General features: G+C 40.8%; 15 protein-coding genes. 12 read left to right on the forward strand and 3 right to left on the reverse strand.

What is annotated here, in order from left to right:
- Window positions 1-12: 12 nt before the first annotated feature.
- From torC to torD, 3 genes are read left to right on the forward strand one after another with little or no spacing between them, the layout of a single operon-like run.
- A complete protein-coding gene (torC, locus tag PR725_RS10590; protein WP_036958495.1) occupies window positions 13-1,191 on the forward strand; it encodes a pentaheme c-type cytochrome TorC in 1,179 nt (392 codons plus the stop codon).
- The gene (torA, locus tag PR725_RS10595; RefSeq protein WP_109912735.1) at window positions 1,181-3,727 is read left to right on the forward strand and encodes a trimethylamine-N-oxide reductase TorA; all 2,547 of its coding nucleotides are present in this window, start codon (window positions 1,181-1,183) and stop codon (window positions 3,725-3,727) included. The genes torC and torA overlap by 11 nt, the downstream gene beginning before the upstream one ends.
- On the forward strand, window positions 3,724-4,338 hold the full coding sequence (gene torD / locus PR725_RS10600; protein ID WP_109912736.1) for a molecular chaperone TorD: 615 nt from the start codon (window positions 3,724-3,726) through the stop codon (window positions 4,336-4,338). Before torA ends, torD begins: the two co-directional genes overlap by 4 nt.
- 99 nt (window positions 4,339-4,437) lie before the next feature.
- Here torD and PR725_RS10605 read toward each other — a convergent pair whose 3' ends face one another.
- Window positions 4,438-5,376: an Rpn family recombination-promoting nuclease/putative transposase gene (locus tag PR725_RS10605; RefSeq protein WP_110732122.1), complete on the reverse strand. Its 939-nt coding sequence runs from the start codon at window positions 5,374-5,376 to the stop codon at window positions 4,438-4,440.
- 317 nt (window positions 5,377-5,693) lie between these two features.
- Here PR725_RS10605 and PR725_RS10610 point away from each other — a divergent pair, with 317 nt between their 5' ends.
- Window positions 5,694-6,230 carry a GNAT family N-acetyltransferase gene (locus tag PR725_RS10610; RefSeq protein ID WP_272520008.1) on the forward strand — a complete coding sequence of 179 codons (537 nt, stop codon included), beginning with the start codon at window positions 5,694-5,696 and terminating at the stop codon, window positions 6,228-6,230.
- Window positions 6,231-6,280: 50 nt separating this feature from the next.
- Here PR725_RS10610 and PR725_RS10615 read toward each other — a convergent pair whose 3' ends face one another.
- Window positions 6,281-6,904: an SDR family oxidoreductase gene (locus PR725_RS10615; RefSeq protein WP_238562787.1), complete on the reverse strand. Its 624-nt coding sequence runs from the start codon at window positions 6,902-6,904 to the stop codon at window positions 6,281-6,283.
- 484 nt (window positions 6,905-7,388) lie between these two features.
- On the opposite strand from PR725_RS10615, the gene PR725_RS10620 reads away from it, so the two are divergent.
- The 4 genes from PR725_RS10620 to PR725_RS10635 all read left to right on the forward strand — a co-directional run bounded on the left by PR725_RS10620 (window position 7,389) and on the right by PR725_RS10635 (window position 12,657).
- Window positions 7,389-7,616, forward strand: a complete 228-nt coding sequence (locus PR725_RS10620; protein ID WP_272568926.1) for a hypothetical protein — start codon at window positions 7,389-7,391, stop codon at window positions 7,614-7,616.
- A complete protein-coding gene (locus PR725_RS10625) occupies window positions 7,565-8,134 on the forward strand; it encodes a Slam-dependent surface lipoprotein (protein WP_442959433.1) in 570 nt (189 codons plus the stop codon). The genes PR725_RS10620 and PR725_RS10625 overlap by 52 nt, the downstream gene beginning before the upstream one ends.
- 79 nt (window positions 8,135-8,213) lie before the next feature.
- A complete protein-coding gene (locus tag PR725_RS10630) occupies window positions 8,214-9,668 on the forward strand; it encodes a porin family protein (protein ID WP_238563236.1) in 1,455 nt (484 codons plus the stop codon).
- 25 nt (window positions 9,669-9,693) lie between these two features.
- Window positions 9,694-12,657: a TonB-dependent receptor domain-containing protein gene (locus PR725_RS10635; protein ID WP_198641404.1), complete on the forward strand. Its 2,964-nt coding sequence runs from the start codon at window positions 9,694-9,696 to the stop codon at window positions 12,655-12,657.
- 77 nt (window positions 12,658-12,734) lie between these two features.
- On the opposite strand, the gene PR725_RS10640 is transcribed toward PR725_RS10635, so the two are convergent.
- On the reverse strand, window positions 12,735-13,181 hold the full coding sequence (locus PR725_RS10640) for a GNAT family N-acetyltransferase (RefSeq protein ID WP_272568931.1): 447 nt from the start codon (window positions 13,179-13,181) through the stop codon (window positions 12,735-12,737).
- An 811-nt stretch (window positions 13,182-13,992) separates the two neighbouring features.
- Here PR725_RS10640 and PR725_RS10645 point away from each other — a divergent pair.
- The 4 genes from PR725_RS10645 (at window position 13,993) to PR725_RS10660 (ending at window position 18,366) form a co-directional block, all read left to right on the forward strand.
- Window positions 13,993-14,781 (forward strand): DUF3100 domain-containing protein, encoded by a 789-nt coding sequence (locus PR725_RS10645; RefSeq protein ID WP_004913472.1) that lies wholly within the window; start codon window positions 13,993-13,995, stop codon window positions 14,779-14,781.
- A gap of 12 nt (window positions 14,782-14,793) precedes the next feature.
- Window positions 14,794-15,270, forward strand: a complete 477-nt coding sequence (locus PR725_RS10650; RefSeq protein ID WP_004262394.1) for a hypothetical protein — start codon at window positions 14,794-14,796, stop codon at window positions 15,268-15,270.
- A gap of 18 nt (window positions 15,271-15,288) precedes the next feature.
- Complete coding sequence (locus PR725_RS10655) at window positions 15,289-16,614, forward strand: amidohydrolase (protein WP_196718815.1); 1,326 nt, start codon at window positions 15,289-15,291, stop codon at window positions 16,612-16,614.
- A gap of 573 nt (window positions 16,615-17,187) precedes the next feature.
- Entirely contained in the window at window positions 17,188-18,366 is a 1,179-nt protein-coding gene (locus PR725_RS10660; protein WP_117162778.1) for a M20 metallopeptidase family protein, read from the forward strand.
- Window positions 18,367-18,374 lie beyond the last annotated feature (8 nt).

Here is an 18,374-nt window from a genome sequence, read left to right on the forward strand (position 1 = left end):
ACAGGGGCTATTATGCGGAAACTCTGGAGAGCGTTGCGAAAACCAAGTGCTCGTTGGTCAATGCTTACGTTAATCGTTGTCGGGATTGCAGTGGGTGTTGCGTTAATCGTTGTACCCCATGTTGGGATGAAAGTGACTAGCACCACCGAGTTTTGTGTCAGTTGCCATAGCATGGAACCCGTTTACGAAGAATATAAGCAATCCGTGCATTTCCAAAATGCCTCTGGGGTACGTGCAGAATGCCATGACTGCCATATTCCCTCCGACCTTCCAGGCATGATTAAACGGAAACTCGAAGCAAGCAATGATATTTATCAAACATTTATTGCTCATTCGATAGATACCCCTGAAAAATTTGAAGCCAAACGCGCCGAACTTGCAGAACGTGAATGGGCTCGCATGAAAGAGAACAATTCGGCCACTTGCCGCTCTTGTCATGATTACGACTCGATGGATCACGCCAAGCAAAATCCAGAAGCGGCTCGCCAGATGCAAATCGCTGCGAAAGAGAATCAATCCTGCATTGACTGCCACAAAGGAATTGCCCACCAATTACCTGATATGAGCAGCGGTTTTCGTAAACAATTCGATGAGCTGCGCGCGAAGGCAAATAGTGATTCAGATATTCTGTATTCACTTGATATTAAACCTATTTATGCAAATAAAGGGGATAAAGACCCTGCTGGTTCGTTACTTCCTGCCTCAGAGGTGAAAGTCCTAAAACGTGATGGCGATTGGCTACAAGTTGAAATCACTGGGTGGACAGAAACTGATGGCCGCCAACGAGTCCTATCCGAATTCCCTGGTAAACGAATTTTCGTTGCTTCTATACGCGGTGATGTTCAAGAAAATGTGAAAAATTTAGAGAGTACCGTCGTCGCTGCAACAGATACCTCATGGAGCAAATTGCAAGCGACCGCCTGGATGCAGCAAGGCGATATGGTCAATGATATCAAACCGATATGGGCTTATGCAGACTCTTTATATAACGGCTCCTGTAATCAATGCCATGGCGCGCCAGATATTGCTCACTTTGATGCTAACGGTTGGATAGGCACATTAAACGGTATGATTGGCTTTACCAGTTTAGATAAGCGAGAAGAGCGTACCTTACTGAAATACTTACAAATGAATGCATCTGATACCGCAGGATCTTCACACGGTGATAACGGAGTACAGAATGAAAAATAATCCAACTTTTCAAGCTTCTCGTCGACGCTTTTTGTTCCAGCTTGGCGGGCTCACTGTTGCGGGTATGTTAGGCCCTTCCCTCTTAACACCACGTAAGGCTAGCGCTGCAACGGCTGGTGAACAAACTGCGGTGGTACAAGAAGGCATTCTGACTGGGTCGCACTGGGGTGCAATCCGCGCTACTGTGGTTGATGGTCGCTTTATCGAAGCCAAGCCCTTTGAACACGATAAATTTCCATCCAAAATGATTGCAGGGTTACCTGACCATGTTCATGGTACTGCCCGTATTCGTTATCCAATGGTACGTGTTGATTGGCTACGTAAACGCCATTTAAGTGATACCTCACAACGAGGTGATAACCGCTTCGTACGTGTTTCTTGGGATGAAGCCCTTGATTTGTTCTATCAAGAATTAGAACGTGTTCAAACAACCTATGGACCAAGTGGATTACTCACTGCAAATGGTTGGCAATCGACAGGGATGCTTCACAACGCTTCAGGTATGTTAGCTCGCGCCATTGCGCTGCATGGCAATAGTGTCAGTACTGGCGGAGATTACTCAACAGGGGCTGCACAAGTAATTTTACCTCGAGTTGTTGGGTCGATGGAGGTTTATGAACAACAAACCTCTTGGCCGTTAGTCCTCAAAAATAGTAAAACCATTGTGTTGTGGGGCTCTGACCTGATTAAAAATCAACAAGCTAACTGGTGGTGCCCTGATCATGACGTTTATGAATATTATGAACAATTGAAAGAAAAAGCCGCTAACGGTGAGATAAAAGTCATCAGTATTGACCCTATAATCACCTCAACGCATGATTACCTTGGGCGTGCCAATGTTCAACATATTGCGATTAACCCGCAAGCGGATGTACCATTACAATTAGCCATCGCCCACACGCTTTACATTGAAGACTTACATGATAAAACCTTCTTAAAAGAATATTGTGTCGGTTTCGAGCAATTTGTTCCCTACTTAATGGGAAAAACGGATGGGCAACCCAAAGATGCACAATGGGCAGCTGAAATTTGTGGTATTGATGCCGATACAATCCAAGCTTTAGCTCGCCAAATGGCAGCAGATCGCACCCAAATCATTGCAGGTTGGTGCGTTCAACGCATGCAACATGGTGAACAATGGTCATGGATGATTGTTGTTTTAGCTGCGATGTTAGGTCAAATTGGCTTACCGGGTGGAGGATTTGGCTTCGGTTGGCACTACAATGGAGCAGGAACCCCTAGCCGTCAGGGAATTATTTTAAGTGGTTTTTCTGGCTCAACTAAAGTGCCCCCCATTCATGATAACAATGACTACAAAGGCTACAGCAGCACCATTCCTATTGCTCGTTTTATTGATGCGATTTTAGAGCCCGGAAAAACAATCAACTGGAACGGTAAAGCGGTTAAATTACCGCCACTAAAAATGTGCGTATTTGCCGGAACCAATCCATTCCACCGCCACCAACAAATTAACCGTATTATTGAAGGTTGGCGCAAGCTTGAAACGGTTGTTTCTATCGATAATCAATGGACATCCACTTGCCGCTTTGCCGATATCGTATTACCGGCAACCACGCAATTTGAACGTAATGACCTTGACCAATACGGTAACCATTCAAATCGTGGCATTATTGCAATGAAACAACTCGTTGAACCGCAATTTGAGTCACGCAATGACTTCGATATTTTACGCGACCTATGCCGCCGTTTTGGTCGTGAAGAAGCCTTTACTGAAGGTTTGGACGAAATGGGCTGGCTAAAACGTATTTGGCAAGAAGGCAGCCAGCAGGGGAAAGGCCGTGGTATTCATCTACCCTCCTTCGATGTCTTCTGGGAAAAAGACGGTTATGTAGAATTTGAGCATCCACAAATGTTTGTTCGTCATCAAGCATTTAGAGAAGATCCCGACTTAGAACCATTAGGAACACCGAGTGGTTTAATTGAAATTTACTCAAAAACTATTGCCGACATGCAATATGATGATTGCCAAGGCCACCCAATGTGGTTCGAAAAAGCAGAACGCTCTCATGGTGGTCCAGGTTCAAAAAAATGGCCATTACATTTGCAATCTGCACATCCCGATTTTCGCTTACACTCACAACTGTGCGAGTCCCCTGTATTACGTCAATATTATTCCGTTAGTGGCAAAGAACCGGTCTTTATTAGTCCTCAAGATGCGAAAGCTAGGGGTATACAAAATGGTGATATCGTTCGCGTTTTCAACGACCGAGGGCAAGTGTTAGCGGGAGCCGTGGTTTCAGACCTATACACAAAAGGCGTTGCCCGTATCCATGAGGGAGCTTGGTATGACCCGACTAAGGGCGGAGAAATCAATGCGCTGTGCAAATACGGAAACCCAAACGTATTGACGCTTGATATTGGAACCTCTCAATTAGCGCAAGCCACCAGCGCACATACAACCTTAGTAGAGATAGAAAAATATACAGGACAAGTGGATAACGTGAATGCATTCGATGGGCCAATTGAAATGGTTGCTCAGTGTGAATATGTTCCTGCATCACAGGTGAATAAATGACAAAACAAAGCACTTTTGCACCAGAACAAATAGCGTGTATTTATGCATGGCTAGCACAATTGTTCTCACGTGAACTAGATAGTGCAACATTAGTGCAACTTCAATCTAGCGAGATGATGGATTGGTTTACGACTGTCGAGCAGGAACCCGTTCTAACTTTGCCAATTCAAGCAGTTAAAACAAAAGTCCAAGCGCTAATAATGCGAAATGATGCACAACTCGAATTAGCCGCCGACTTCTGTAGCTTATTTTTAATGTCTGATAAGCAATCAGCTTTACCTTACGCCTCAGTTTATCCAAACTGTGAGCAAGGTAATGAACAAATTAAGTACTTATTAGCCGAGGCTGGAATGGAAACTAATGAGGCATTTAGAGAGCCTTCTGATCATATTTCAATTTTTTTAGAGCTATTAAGTCACTTACATTTTTCATTAAATGAAGCCCATTTGGACCAAGAAAAAGTAAGGCAATTGCGCCTAAAAACCTTGTCACTTTTACTGCAATGGCTACCAATATTTAGCCAAAATTGCCAACGGTATGATGAGTTTGGTTTTTATGCCGCTTTGAGTCAACTGTCGTTAGCACTAGTTCAATGGGATAAGCAAACCTAGTAGATGCCATTTAAATAATTTATATATTATTCAACTATTATTAAATAAAGGGATATTGATAAATAATATCCCTTTTAAATCTGAGTCATAACACCTGAGTTACTGTAAAGAAATAAGTTTTTCACGGCTCAGCCCAGTGCTTTTCATTATTATCTCGATACTAACTCCTTGCTCCAAAAGATTCCGTGCAGTTGCTATATTTGCCTCTTCTTTGCCTTTTTTAAATCCCTCTTGCAACCCTTCTTGCCGCCCTTCTTGCCGCCCTTCTTGCCGTCCTTTATCTTGCAATCGTTGCGCAATATTCATGATTGTCTCCTTATGCTTTTCTGTTTGTTCACCTAAAACTTGAATAACTTGTTCAAAATTATGGGAGTCCAAGGCAATAAACAAATAATTTAGGATAGTTATGATGTCGTTATCACTATTATAATGTTTATTGAGTGCCTTCGCCAAGAGAGGGAGTACTTGTTGGAATTCATCCCGAAGATATTTATGTTTCATCGCTAATTCCATTACTGCTATTTTTCGATGGTTAACGAGTTCATTATCATCAATAACGGTAATATCTACGAGTGGAAACGGTTGTGTGTATAACTCATGTGCAATCTCTGGTAATGGAAAACACTCCGTCCAAAGTTGTGTATATGGATAAGGCGAACGCCCCCCATGGTAAAATAATATAGGCACAACAATGGGTAATGTTGTATTTCCTTGCTGCATATGCTGATTCATCGCTAAAAACGCATAATGCATTAAACGCCACGCCATAAGTTTATCGGGGGTTGATTGGTGTTCAACTAAAAGATAAATATAACCTTCCCCTTGAGAGGTTCGTACTGAATACAATACATCCGATAACCGTGAGCGAAGTTGTTTATCAATAAACGAGGAATTTGTCAGCGATAACGTATTGAAATCACATAATGATTTTATATGTTCCGGTAAATGAATTTCAAAGAAGTCTCGTGCATTTGCAATGTTTGTCATAAATCCTTTAAAAGCCGCATCATGTATCGTTGATGTCGTTTTTTTCTTCATTCAACAATCCTTATTGAAAAGAGCAACGACCACACAATAAAGCAAAAAATTCAGTTTGTCTGTTCAGTATAACCATGTGATAAAAATCGAAATTTTTGAAAGAATCGATATTCATAACCTTAATATTACATTAATGAAAATAACGTTTGAGTAATACCACAAAATATATCGATGGCTTTATTAAAAAACACCAAAATAGCTTTTAGCACTAACGCATTCAAACCATCATAGTCAATTTTGATATGCTATATACTTTGCTCCTACAAGCTTAACGATTTTTTATTTCAGCCCTCTTTACAATTATTCCATGGTGCTAAATGACAATAGAATATAAAAACAAACACACATCTCAACTTTCAGCAGAGAATAGAGAGTCATTGTATTCCATGTTATATCAAAGCTTTGAGCAAGATTTTACCCATGATGATTTTGAACATGCTTTGGGGGGAATGCACGTCTTGGCTTATGACCAACAACAAATTATTGGCCACGTTGCTATTATTCAACGTCATATGGCAATCGGTAATACTCCAATAACGGTTGGCTATGTTGAAGCGATGGCGGTACGGGAAAACTACCGTCGCCAAGGGATCGGCAAACAGCTTATGCTGGCTACCAACCAAATTATTGCCGATTGTTATCAACTGGGTCTGCTTTCTGCATCAGATCAGGGCTTCCCTGTATATCAATCTGTCGGCTGGCAGGTATGGAACGGGCCATTATATGAGCTCAATCAAAGCCATTATATCCACTCTGTCGATGAAGAAGGTGGCGTCATGGGGTGGTCAAAAAACAATTTAATTGATTTTTCACAACCCCTATATTGTGACTTTCGCAGTGGAGACCAATGGTAGCCCTATTTGTAATAAAAAACAGATAAGCTACACAAATAACCTCGTTTTTATTAAGCGGGTACCAACCCCGGCTGTACTACGCTATAAATTTGTTTTTTCAATTCACCTTGCTTAGCCAACTGATAAACATGCGCAGCAACATCCGCACGCATCACTAAGCCATGAACTTCAACCTCTTGTTGAAGAACTGCTTTTCCCGTTGGCTCACCATGTAATAACCCACCAGGGCGAACAATCACATAATCTAATGAGCTAGTTTGTAACCATGACTCCGCAAGGGATTTTTCTCTCACAGCCTGACCAAATGCAGCGCGTGACCGGGCAGACAAATAAGGCCATGAATCCCCACAACCTAATGATGTGACTAACACCATACGAGATATCCCAGCTTGTTCTGCACAATCAATCACCGTACGGTGAGCTAAATAATCTTGACTCCCTCCCATGGTTGAAATAACCGTGGCAGTTGTTCCTGCTGCATGACAAGCAGCCTTAACCACTTCACTATCACAAGCATCACCAATGAAGATTTGCGCACCTACCGCCTCCAATGCCTCTGCAGACTGCTTATTACGCACAACAACGATGACAGGGCGTTTCTTTGCAATTGCCAACTGAGCAATTTGACGACCAACACCTTTTCCACCCGCGCCAAAAATTAACCATGGAGCCATATCTTTATTCCTTTATATTTTGAGTGATTATAAACCTAGCTGTGTACCGTAAAGACAAAATTACCACAACAGTAATGATAATGCGCATTGTTTGCATTTGTTTTTTTTTGATTTATTTACCCCACCATTGTCTACGAACGATGATGAAATAATAAACAACATCAACTTTAATGTTTTTAATGTAATCCATTCAATCAAACGCATTAAAATGTGACTAATTTAACTTTTTTATCAAAAAATAATTACCATTAAAATTGATAATCCAACAAATTAACTACAAAAATAAATCGTAATATCAACCACTAACAGCAAGATCAATATCACTATCTCATTGATACCCATAATTATTTTAATGTTAATGCGAAGAATTATCATTTGCATTTATATTATTATTTGATTTAATACAACTCGTCATATATATGCGAAATAATAATTTCTTAATCAATAGTATCGTTAATATCTTTAATAAAAATGGAGTATTTCGATGAAAAAGTTAAATATTATCGCTCTAGCACTCGCAACCTGCACAGTAACTTTTGGTGCTTCTGCAGCAATCGGTTCTGGCCAAAGCCAACCTTTCGATGCTAATCAGCCTTCCGTCGTGTTGGTGCAACAGAAGGAACCGGTGGTGGTCATGGCGGTGCTGCGGGTGACCCAGGTATTGGTGTGCAATCTGTTTATGGTGGAAAAACCATTTCTTTCTCAGGCTTAACTCGAATGGCACCAATACAGGCAGGAAATGAAGCACATGTTATTTCCATGCCTAATGGACCTGGTTCGCATGACAAAGTGGGCGTTTTTAACTTTGCCAAAATTGCAGATGCAGAAGTCTATTTTGGTGAATGGTCATCGACAGGACAAGTTAGTGACACCACACATACCGCTTACTATTCTGGCAAGGATGTCACCACCAATATGCCTACAGCTGGCACAGCGGAATACTCCGTTAAAGGAATAAGCCAATACAATGGAGGCGCACTAACCGCAGGGACTCTGACAGCCAACTTTGGTACTAAATCCTTAGCAGGGAATATTGGTGCAACCAATATTGATGCCACCATTAAAAACAATGCCACTTTCGCCGGGGCGGCCACTCTTAATGGTGAATCAGGCTCAACAAATGGACACTTCTTTGGCGATCAAGCTAAGCATATTGCTGGTGTCACTCAATTTGAAGATCACAGCAAAGATATGGCCTTTGGTGGAAGCCGTGGGAATATTTCCCAGTAACCCGTAAATCAACCTTGGTGGCCAACCATAAAGCGTGACAGGCAGTTGGCCACTGCCTTTTATTACCGAAGCTAATCCTATGCGATATCTGTTATTAACTCCTGCTATAATGATGCTTATAGCCGCATTCTCTGCATTTCCAGCCAGCTTGGACACTGACCGAGAACAATTGTTATGGCAAAAAGACAAACAAAACTATCGTGATAAAAGTGCAGTAGTCCCCAATAAAGACCAATTGCTTCTCCCAGATGACCTATCAATTAACTTAAATGGGGAAAATTATGCCCTTGAGAATAATGCCCAAGACCTCGGGCAAGCCATTTATCTGGCAATTAACCACAGGCAATTTGAAGACGTACAGCGCTTATTACCCCGCTACCAACAACTCGCTGATGCGGATCCACTACTCATTTTATTTGCAAAAGCAGAAATTGCTAAATCGCAAAATCATTACCCTGAAGCGATTGCCCACTACCAACAAATATTGGCACGGTCGCCAAAGTTTCTTCGCATAAAATTAGAACTGGCCCGGGCTTATTTTGAAGATAACCAAAATAAAGAGTCTTTGGCTTTATTCCAAAATTTAATCAACGATGAAACACTCGCATTACCTACGAATGTGAAGCAAACCATCCAGCAATTTATTAGTGCTATCGAAAACCGCACCGCTTGGACTGGCAGTCTCTCCTTTGGCTATAAATACAACAGTAATATCAACCAAGTTCCAGATAAAAATAAAGTTTGGGAAACGCCAGGGGGAACCTGGAAAATGGCTAACCCCAAATCATCACCGGGACTCACCTATGATGCAAGTCTGAGTAAAATTATTCCTATCTCGGGCAATCATTCCCTGCAAATCAAGGGGACATCTTATGGTGACCGCTATCCGCACTATGCTGAATTCAGTGAAAACACGTCTTCTTTAGCAACTTTATATCGTTTTAATGATGCGAACACCACTATCGCATTCGGCCCATTAGTTGAGTTAAAAACGGTCAATGAAAAGCGCCGTTATTTAGGCATAGGGGGAAAAATTGAAGCTGACTACCAATTTTCACCTCGTGTGCTCCTAAGTACCTCCGCTGACTACCAACAACTTCATTATCAAAAACCGTATGACAGTGCCAATGGTAATCGAAGTAGCCTACATCTAACCGGTGTCTATGGTATTACCCCAGATACCTCCCTCTTTTTGGGGGCTGATGCGACTCGTCTCACCACAGAAGTTCGTAGCGATGATTATGACCAATTGGGTATCCGAGGCGGCTTTTATCACGTGCTAACACCCGATATTCATTTACTGGCACTTGCAACTTACCGAGAAAGCCAATTCAAGGCCTTCAACCAAATGTTGAATGTTAAACGCCATGATAGAGAAGCGATGTATTTTGCGCGTCTTAGTTTTCCAAATTATTCATTGCTCACATTTACGCCTTATACCAGTTACCGCTTTCGTGATAACCGCAGTTCTGCAGATGGAATTTACTCCTACCACCAGCACGAAATTTCTATTGGGTTAGAAACCCGTTTTTAAGCGTTATGGCATAGAGAAAAACACAATGTATAAATACAAATTAACACCTATTACTACTGCAATTATTACTGCTCTTTTTATTCCAACAACCGCTTTAGGGGAAAAAGAAGAACACATCGGCACCATTACTGTTCAAGATTCAGCAAAAACTATCAAAGAACGGGATCAACAAGGTTACGATGATCAATATGATGCTAAAGGTTCTAAAATTTATTTAGGAAAAGACCTTGTTGAGCGCTATAAAGGTACCAGTACCGCGGATGTGCTTAATAGTGCAGTTGGTGTCTATAGTGGTGATGCAAGAAACAGTGGCGCGTTAGACCCGAATATTCGAGGCATTCAAGGGCAAGAACGTGTTCCTGTCACGGTTGACGGCACAGAACAGTCGTTAACCGTTTATCGGGGTTACAATGGGGCAAACAACCGTAACTATGTGGACCCAAACCTCATTAGTAGCATTGAGATTGAAAAAAGTGGTTCTCTTGCTGGTGATATAAAAACCTCTGTAGGTGGTGGGATAGCCATCAGAACCATAGGAATAGATGACGTTGTTGCACCGGGTGAAAAATTTGGTGTCAGCTTAAAATTGGAAACCAGCAGTAATTCTACTCGTGAGCGTGTTCCCCACTTTGGTTATGGCGAAGATTACCGAGATCACCCTGAGATTTATAAAAATAATAACTATGTTTTCTCTGATCCAGTCGTCAACATCACACCAAAATCCCGAGGAAGCGCTCAATTCTTTAATTTTAAAGATAATGGCGGAAGAATAGCGGTTGGGACTCGACAGGAAAAGTTTGATTTAATGGCCGCCTATGCTTATCGCCGGCAAGGTAATTATTTTGCGGGGAAAAATGGCGCTCACCGTTATAAAGAATCGGTTCAATTAAATGAACAACAAACAGTACAGCAACAGCTTGGTCCAGACCCTTACTTACCTTTTGCTGCCAATGTATTTCGCCCCGGAAAAGAAGTTACGAATACCTCCAATGAGTTGGAATCCTATTTAGTTAAAACTAATTTATATCTCACTGAAAACCAAACATTACATCTTGGTTTTCGCCGAAGTGAAAGCACCTATGGTGAAATCATGCCATCACGTTTAGGATTTGCTGAGCTTGAAGGAAAACAAGTATTACCCCAATGGCCATTAGCTCACTTTACGGTCAATGCTTATAATGCCGAATATAAGTGGAAACCTGAAGATAATCAATGGATTGACCTAAACGCAAATGTGTGGATGACCCATTCCGTAGGGGATACCAATACCTCAGGTGGCTACCCACGAGAACCCAAAGAACGCGATTGGGGCTTCGAGTATGGTTATGGTGGTGGAAAAGACCCTAACATTGATGGTTCATTAATTAATACCGCAGCAACTAACTCTGAGAATGACCGTATTGGCTTTAATTTGCGCAATACCATGGCACTCACGCCCGATCTTGATTTAACGATCCGCGGTTCAATGCTCAAAGAAAAATTGGACTCTAACGACGTACCGCCATCTCAAACCGCCAGCCCTTTTATTGCCCTTCCTCGTAAAGGTCATCGCCAAGAAACCAGTATTGCCTTTAACTTTAACTATCGCCCAACGAGCTGGTTAGAACTGGATGCGGGAGCAAAATATATTGATGGCTGGACAGAAGATGATTATTTAAAAGAACAAATGCGCAATCGCACCAAGGGCTTCCAAAACCCTGACGAGCGCCTTGCTAAACAAATAAATTACAACCGAATTTTAACCAAAGAAGAGTATAACGAGGCTGTTGCCAATGGCTACCAAGCGTTTAATGGTGGTTATAAAAACAGCCAAATATTACTTAAAACATTAGGATTGGAAGATACCGACTATACCGTTTTTATTACTAAAAGAAACAACGCTCAGCGCCCAGAAGAAAATGGTGTTTTAGACGTTAATTTCCGCGCCGAATGGAAATCAGATAGCGATGGACGCTATACCACCAAAACAAACCCTTTCCATAACGGTACTTTTGACTCTCAAGCTCGTGCTGTTGACCCTGTTACTGGCAAGGAAGTTTATGTCTATGGTTCAAGTTATTCACACCCAGCCGATGACATCAAGCGCGAACTCACTGAAGAAGAAAAATGGAAATTCTCAGGCAAACAAAAAAGCCATGGCTGGGCTCCCGCTTTTGGTGCCAATATTTGGTTATCTGATAACGACCGGGTTTATGCACGCTATATAGAGACGGTTCGCTTACCGAGTATTTTTGAAAACAGCATTGGGTTTGCAGGGGAAAGTGAAGCCCGTAAAGAGAAAATGTTATTTAAACCCGAACGTGCAAAAACCTTTGAATTTGGTTATTCACGTAATTTACAAGGTTTACTCGGCGCTGAACGCCACGCTGACGTGAAAATAGGCTATTACCATACTGTCATTGAAAATGCTTTTGACCGTGATGGACGTCTTAATTTTGTTCAAGTAAAAGAACATAAAACAGCAGGAATTGAAGCTTTGGCACGCTATGATAATGGTGGTGTATTTATGGATATTGGTGTCGATTACCGCCTCAAAAATGAAGTCTGTGATGATTCGGCTCCAGCCAATCTTGACCCGGCTAATCGCTATAATATCTCCCAATGTACAACTGCAGGTTTCCCTGGCGGTTTTTTACGTACACAATTACAGCCTAAATATGCCATAAATTCCAACCTAGGCATGCGCTTTATGGATGAGGCCCTCGAAGTGGGAACACGCTTACGTTATACCAGTAGCGTACAAAATAAAGATGAACGCAAACTGATGCAGCAGTTCCCGGGGAGTTATTCGATGGCGAATAATAGCCCAATGCACTGGACGCCTACCTTTACTGCAGATGCCTACGCAAGTTACCAAATTGACAAAAATATTAATGTCGAATTCTTAGTGACCAACTTAACTGACCGTTATTATATCGACCCACTGACGCGCAGTATGATGCCAGCCCCCGGGCGCACACTACGCTTAGGATTAAATGCGCAATTTTAGATAAATATTGTAGGTTTATCGCTCTACAAATATCCGCTGCTAACTATAAGTTGGAGCGGATATTCGTCATTTCAGCACTAAAAAACTAGCCGCATAATGGTTTCATCAAATTCATCTTGGTCAACAACGGAAAAACCAAACTGTTCAAAAAATGGTTTCATCATGTCATTGCCTTCGATATAACAAATTGATACTGATTGATATTTACCTAAGCTTTTTATTTCATCGAGAACAAGTGGAATAGCCAGAGAACCAAAGCCTTTTCTTTGGTGTTTAATATCAATCATCAATTGGCCAATAAAAACCTCTTCGGGCCGACCATTTTCATGGTTTGAATAATATTGAACAAAACCAACGGGCTCATTATCAACATAGATACCACGATTAATATAGTAATCAAAAAATTTTGAGGCTGCGATTGACTCTGAGTTAAGAGCCACAAAGTCTTCCTGTTCTTTAGTTATTTCAAGACAGATGATATTCACCCAATTATCTTTGGTGATATCTTTTAACGTAATAGTCATAAACACCTTTCTTTTAGTTTGCCGTTCACAATGCCGCTGCGATAAAAAGACGACTTAGTGTAAATTAACAACAAACACTTTTTTGTTCGCGCAATTCGTGCCTTTATATTTTTCGATATTCAATAAACAAATAACAGGTAAACATGTTACGGATAACATGAATTTCAGCAAATAGACTAAAATAAAATTTCGACTCATTTATTGCTTTCAAATTAAGAAATATTCAGAATTGAGATCCATGTCAAATATCACTGCCGAATACAATATTATTGTAAAATATCAAATTTTTTTGAAGAAAATTCGCAAAAACACATCAGTACATTAAACTGATAATCAAACTCAAGATAGGCTAAAATAAAAACGAAAACTCAAAAAAACCACAATAATATCCAATTAAAATTCAATTTTTATCATTATATAAATTCAATAAAAATAAAACCTTGCTATAAAAAAATAAATAAAACCTGAACAACCTCACATTTACTGGGTATTTGATAATTCCTCGCATTAACACACCAAAAAATCAAAATTACTTATGAAACAGCATGTTAAATAATTAATAATAATTTGTATCAATCTGAAAAATAAAAATATTTTTAATATAAAAATGCAAAAATATTTCAATAACTACATCTTTATTAATAAATATTAATTTATTGATTTTAACCATGCCTTTTCGGCATGGCTAAGAGACTTTCGGAATATTGTCAGGAAAATAGTTTCATGGATAGTATGAATACGAAAATGATGCATTTTTATTATAAATATATACGAAAAACTCTTAAAAACATTTCCAATGAAAGGTAACACTATGGGTATATTAAAAGATAGTAAGTTGCTTTTGGTTAGCTTACTTATCATTCTTCTTTCGGAAGCTATAGGGCAAATTAAAATCAGTTTAGTCATGGTTTTTCCAATGCTTTATTCCATGTTGATGGGTGGTATTATCAGTTTTCCAAAATTCAAAATCCTCAGCGAAAAAAATATGGCACACGCGAGCTCGATAATGAGTGTTGCGTTAGTTATCTTAATTGCAAAATTAAGCACCTCCGTTGGTGCATCTTGGGAAAAAATAATTCAAGCCGGTGGCGCATTAATCTTGCAAGAAGTCGGCCACTTTATCGGTACTATTTTGCTCGGTTTACCGCTTGCTATCATGTTAGGCATGGGCCGTGAAGCCGTTGGTGCCACCTACTCTATCGGTCGTGAACCTAATATTGCCATTATCGAAGCCAAATATGGTTTAAGTTCACCAGAAGGCCGCGGCGTTATGGCAATGTATATTTGCGGGACGTTATACGGTGCAGTTTGGATGGGTGTTATCGCCAGTGTTATCGCAGGACTCGATATTATGAGCCCACTTGCTTTAGCCATGGGTGCTGGTGTGGGTAGTGGTTCGATGTTAGCAGCATCTGTTGCCCCATTATTGGAACTTTATCCTGAACACGCCGCAGATATTCAAGCATTCTCATCCTCTGCAAACTTGATGTCTTCGGTATTAGGTCTGTACATCTACATCTTCTTCTCCTTACCGTTTGCCTCTTTCTTGTACAACAAATTGAAAAGAAAACGTGCAACCGCATCAGCAGATACAGAATAAGGATATAAGATCATGAAAAAGATGGCAGAAATTGCAATAATCATCGTGTTAGTCATCATCTTCACTTCACTGGGTGATGCACTCGGCGGTTCAATTTATGGCCGTGGTAGCTTTGGCGCAGTCTTTAGTGACTCACTTATCGCCATGGCATTATTAGGGGGTATGTCATTTGTGGCATACTTAATTGCACAAATCCCACCATTAGGTAAGTTACCCGTGATTTTTTGGGTATCTTTAATTGCGGCGGGTCTGTGTTCACCGTTATTCCCTTACGATAAAGAAATGATCGCAATGACAGGTAAAATCTCACTTGCCGTCATCAGTACGACAGTACTTGCCTTTGCTGGTCTTTCACTCGGTAAAGATATCGACAAATTTAAAGCCATTTCATGGCGGATCATCCCAGTTTCACTGGCGGTCTTTACGGGAACATTCTTATTCGCTGCACTTATTGGTCAAGTGACACTTTCATGGAGCGGCGTTATCTAACAATAGGAAATATTTACCATGACAATGACCAAAGACCAATTGAAAGCCATCGTCTGCGAGACAATTGCATCCCATAAAGGGGATATCAAAAAATTGGCTGAAGATATTTGGGCAGAACCTGAGCTCGGCTATAAGGAAGTTAAAACAGCAAAAAAAGTGGAAGCTGCATTTTCTGCCTTAGGCGTTAATTACCGTAACCAACTCGCATTGACGGGGGTTAAGGCTCGCCTTAAGGGTGGAAAAGGGAGTAAACATAGTATTGCTGTGATTGGTGAGCTCGATGCGATTATTTGTGCGGAGCACCCAGAAGCTGATGATTTAACGGGCGCTGCCCATTGCTGTGGGCACAATGCACAAATAGCTAACATGATGGCAGTCACTATTGGTCTGGTTAAGTCAGGTGCTATGCAATACCTCGCGGGAGACGTCGTTCCTTTCGCTGTTCCCGCAGAGGAATATGTTGAACTAGCTTATCGTAATAAACTGATTGAGCAAGGAAAAATCAGTTATATCGGCGGTAAACCTGAGCTGATATCTCTTGGTGAGTTTGATGATATCGATATGGCAATGCAAATTCATTTAACCAGTGTCAAACCTGAACGTGAGACTGGTTTTATTGAAATGTCGACCACCACCAATGGGTTTATTGGCAAGCTGATTAACTACAAAGGCAAAGCATCCCATGCGGCGGCGGCCCCTCATCTGGGCGTTAATGCACTCAATGCGGCAATGATGGGGATCATGGGGGTGAATGCAATTCGCGAAACCTTCCAAGAAAAAGATTATATTCGTTTCCATCCTATCATCACACAAGGCGGTGATTTAGTGAATGTCACCCCAAGTGATGTCCGTATGGAAAGTTATGTCCGAGCGTCAAATGTTCCCGCAATGATTGATACGAATGAGCGTATTACTCGCGCATTGGTTGCTGGCGCAATGTCAGTCGGTGCAGAAGTAGAAGTCAAAGATTTACCGGGTTACCTGCCGCTATATAACAACGATACGTTAAACGACTTATTGCAGCACAATGCCCACGACTTGATTGGCGAAGAAAATGTTTGGGTTGCTGGCCATATGACTGGAAGCACAGATACAGGTGACTTATCACATATCATGCCAGTGAGTCACCCGTGGATTGGCGCAATTCGCGGTGGCTTGCACGGTAAAGATTACGTTGTTTTTGATGATGATATGGCCTACATCCGCCCTGCGCAAATGATGGCAATGGCAATTATTGACCTATTATTTGATGATGCATCCCAAGCTGACGAAATGTTAGCTGATTACACCCCATTGATGAGCAAAGAGGAATATCTCTCATTTATTGGCTCTTTTAAGAACTAATTATAGAAACATGCCCCTTATTAATGCGTTAATCGCAATAAGGGGCATATAATCTTTCCAGCTTTAATCCTATCTTTATAGTTTCCCCTCTCATTAATTCAATATATTTTATATTCGTCATCTCATGTAAAATAATTTGTAAAGCCATGCTATCTACATCCTATTTCAAATAATAAAATTTAGCGTAAACTCAATAACCGCCTCTCTTAAATATAAAAGTTTTTAATATAAAAACCAGAAAATACAAATTTAATATGCTGATATTAAAGGGATTTAATTATCTTTACATTTCCTGATGATTATTTTATTAAATTACCATCCTTATTATTCATGAGCCATGCAATACTGATATGATATAAATACGATCTCCATCACGCTCACTTTTTTAATATCCACGTTAAAATTCACTCTATGAATTGTTAGATAAAATAACATCTAGCAGAAGTGACTTATTTCTGAATCTAGCGCTTAAAATATACATAAATTAAATGAGTACGCTGTTTCTTATTCATGCTCACACCAGGGGCTCCTTAACAGCATTAAAAACGCTTTTTGTATACGGGATAAAACGTAATGACCAATAAATACAATATCAGTGAAAAGCTCTTTGCTTTAGAAACGTTTAGCAAAAAAACACGTCAGGATTTACATAAGATCCCTGAATTATCTGGGCAAGAATTCAAAACCTCACAATATTGCCGTGAATTGATGGAAAGCTTTGGCTATAACATCCGTTTATTTGAAGGTTACACCGGTTTTACCGCTGAATTGATTATCGACCCAGCAAAGCGCTTGATTGCCTATCGTACCGATATTGACGGCCTTGAAATGCCTGATTTAACATGCAATGAGCACAGCTCTGTCCATGAAGGTTGCGCTCATAACTGTGGCCATGATACCCACATGACCATCGCCTTAACGGCAGCAAAATACCTTAGCGAAAACCGTTCTGAACTCACTCATAACGTCCGTTTTATCTTCCAAATGGCCGAAGAAGACATGCGAGTACCGGGCGCTAACAAAATGGTAGAAATGGGCTGTATGGAAGGTGTTGATGAAGTATACGGCTTACATAATGATGCCGCTTTTGAAACGGGTTATATTAAATTCAATTCCGGGGTTATGTCCTCTTATGGCTCAGCGTGGACGCTAGATGTTCATGGCGTTTCAGCCCACGGCTCAACCCCTCATAAAGGGTTAGATGCTATCCGCGAAGCAACACGTATCATTGATTATATGGACTACATTGTTGCCAAAAAAACCGATCCTTTCAGCCCTGCCGTATTTGGTTGTGGCATGATTAATGGCGGAACTATTCCAAATGCGTTGGCTGATCATGTTCAGGCACGCGGTACCATCCGTTCAATGGATGAAGAAACCGACAAAATTTTAAAAGCCAGCTTTCATGAAATTGTCGCTCGTAGTGAAGCCGGCGGGTTTAAAACCACACTAGAAGCAAGCGGTTATCCCGCTGTCGTCAATCACCCGCAGGCTGCTAAAGTGATTTATGATGCTGCTGCGGCATTCTTACCTGCTGAACAGATAGATGCGAATGGTAAGCCAATGACGGGTAGTGAAGACTTCAGTTATATGATCAATGCCACTAAAGATAAACTCGGTGCCATGTACTTTTTAGGAAGTGGTAATCAAGCAAAAGGGATTAATAATTATTTACACGCTAACCCTTACTTTGTTGATGACGATTGTTTGCTGATTGGCGCTCAAATTTTTATTAATATTGCCACTCGTTAGAATAAAAA

Origin of the sequence: Providencia sp. PROV255, from assembly GCF_028478065.1 — a bacterium.
Taxonomy (GTDB): Bacteria; Pseudomonadota; Gammaproteobacteria; order Enterobacterales; family Enterobacteriaceae; genus Providencia; species Providencia rettgeri.

What these genes read in the sequence shown, in the direction of transcription:
- torC (WP_036958495.1), top strand. Translation starts at nt 13, where the DNA reads ATGCGGAAACTCTGGAGAGCGTTGCGAAAACCAAGTGCTCGTTGGTCA.
- torA (WP_109912735.1), top strand. Translation starts at nt 1,181, where the DNA reads ATGAAAAATAATCCAACTTTTCAAGCTTCTCGTCGACGCTTTTTGTTC.
- torD (WP_109912736.1), top strand. Translation starts at nt 3,724, where the DNA reads ATGACAAAACAAAGCACTTTTGCACCAGAACAAATAGCGTGTATTTAT.
- PR725_RS10605 (WP_110732122.1), bottom strand. Translation starts at nt 5,376, where the DNA reads ATGAAGAAAAAAACGACATCAACGATACATGATGCGGCTTTTAAAGGA.
- PR725_RS10610 (WP_272520008.1), top strand. Translation starts at nt 5,694, where the DNA reads ATGACAATAGAATATAAAAACAAACACACATCTCAACTTTCAGCAGAG.
- PR725_RS10615 (WP_238562787.1), bottom strand. Translation starts at nt 6,904, where the DNA reads ATGGCTCCATGGTTAATTTTTGGCGCGGGTGGAAAAGGTGTTGGTCGT.
- PR725_RS10620 (WP_272568926.1), top strand. Translation starts at nt 7,389, where the DNA reads ATGAAAAAGTTAAATATTATCGCTCTAGCACTCGCAACCTGCACAGTA.
- PR725_RS10630 (WP_238563236.1), top strand. Translation starts at nt 8,214, where the DNA reads ATGCGATATCTGTTATTAACTCCTGCTATAATGATGCTTATAGCCGCA.
- PR725_RS10635 (WP_198641404.1), top strand. Translation starts at nt 9,694, where the DNA reads ATGTATAAATACAAATTAACACCTATTACTACTGCAATTATTACTGCT.
- PR725_RS10640 (WP_272568931.1), bottom strand. Translation starts at nt 13,181, where the DNA reads ATGACTATTACGTTAAAAGATATCACCAAAGATAATTGGGTGAATATC.
- PR725_RS10645 (WP_004913472.1), top strand. Translation starts at nt 13,993, where the DNA reads ATGGGTATATTAAAAGATAGTAAGTTGCTTTTGGTTAGCTTACTTATC.
- PR725_RS10650 (WP_004262394.1), top strand. Translation starts at nt 14,794, where the DNA reads ATGAAAAAGATGGCAGAAATTGCAATAATCATCGTGTTAGTCATCATC.
- PR725_RS10655 (WP_196718815.1), top strand. Translation starts at nt 15,289, where the DNA reads ATGACAATGACCAAAGACCAATTGAAAGCCATCGTCTGCGAGACAATT.
- PR725_RS10660 (WP_117162778.1), top strand. Translation starts at nt 17,188, where the DNA reads ATGACCAATAAATACAATATCAGTGAAAAGCTCTTTGCTTTAGAAACG.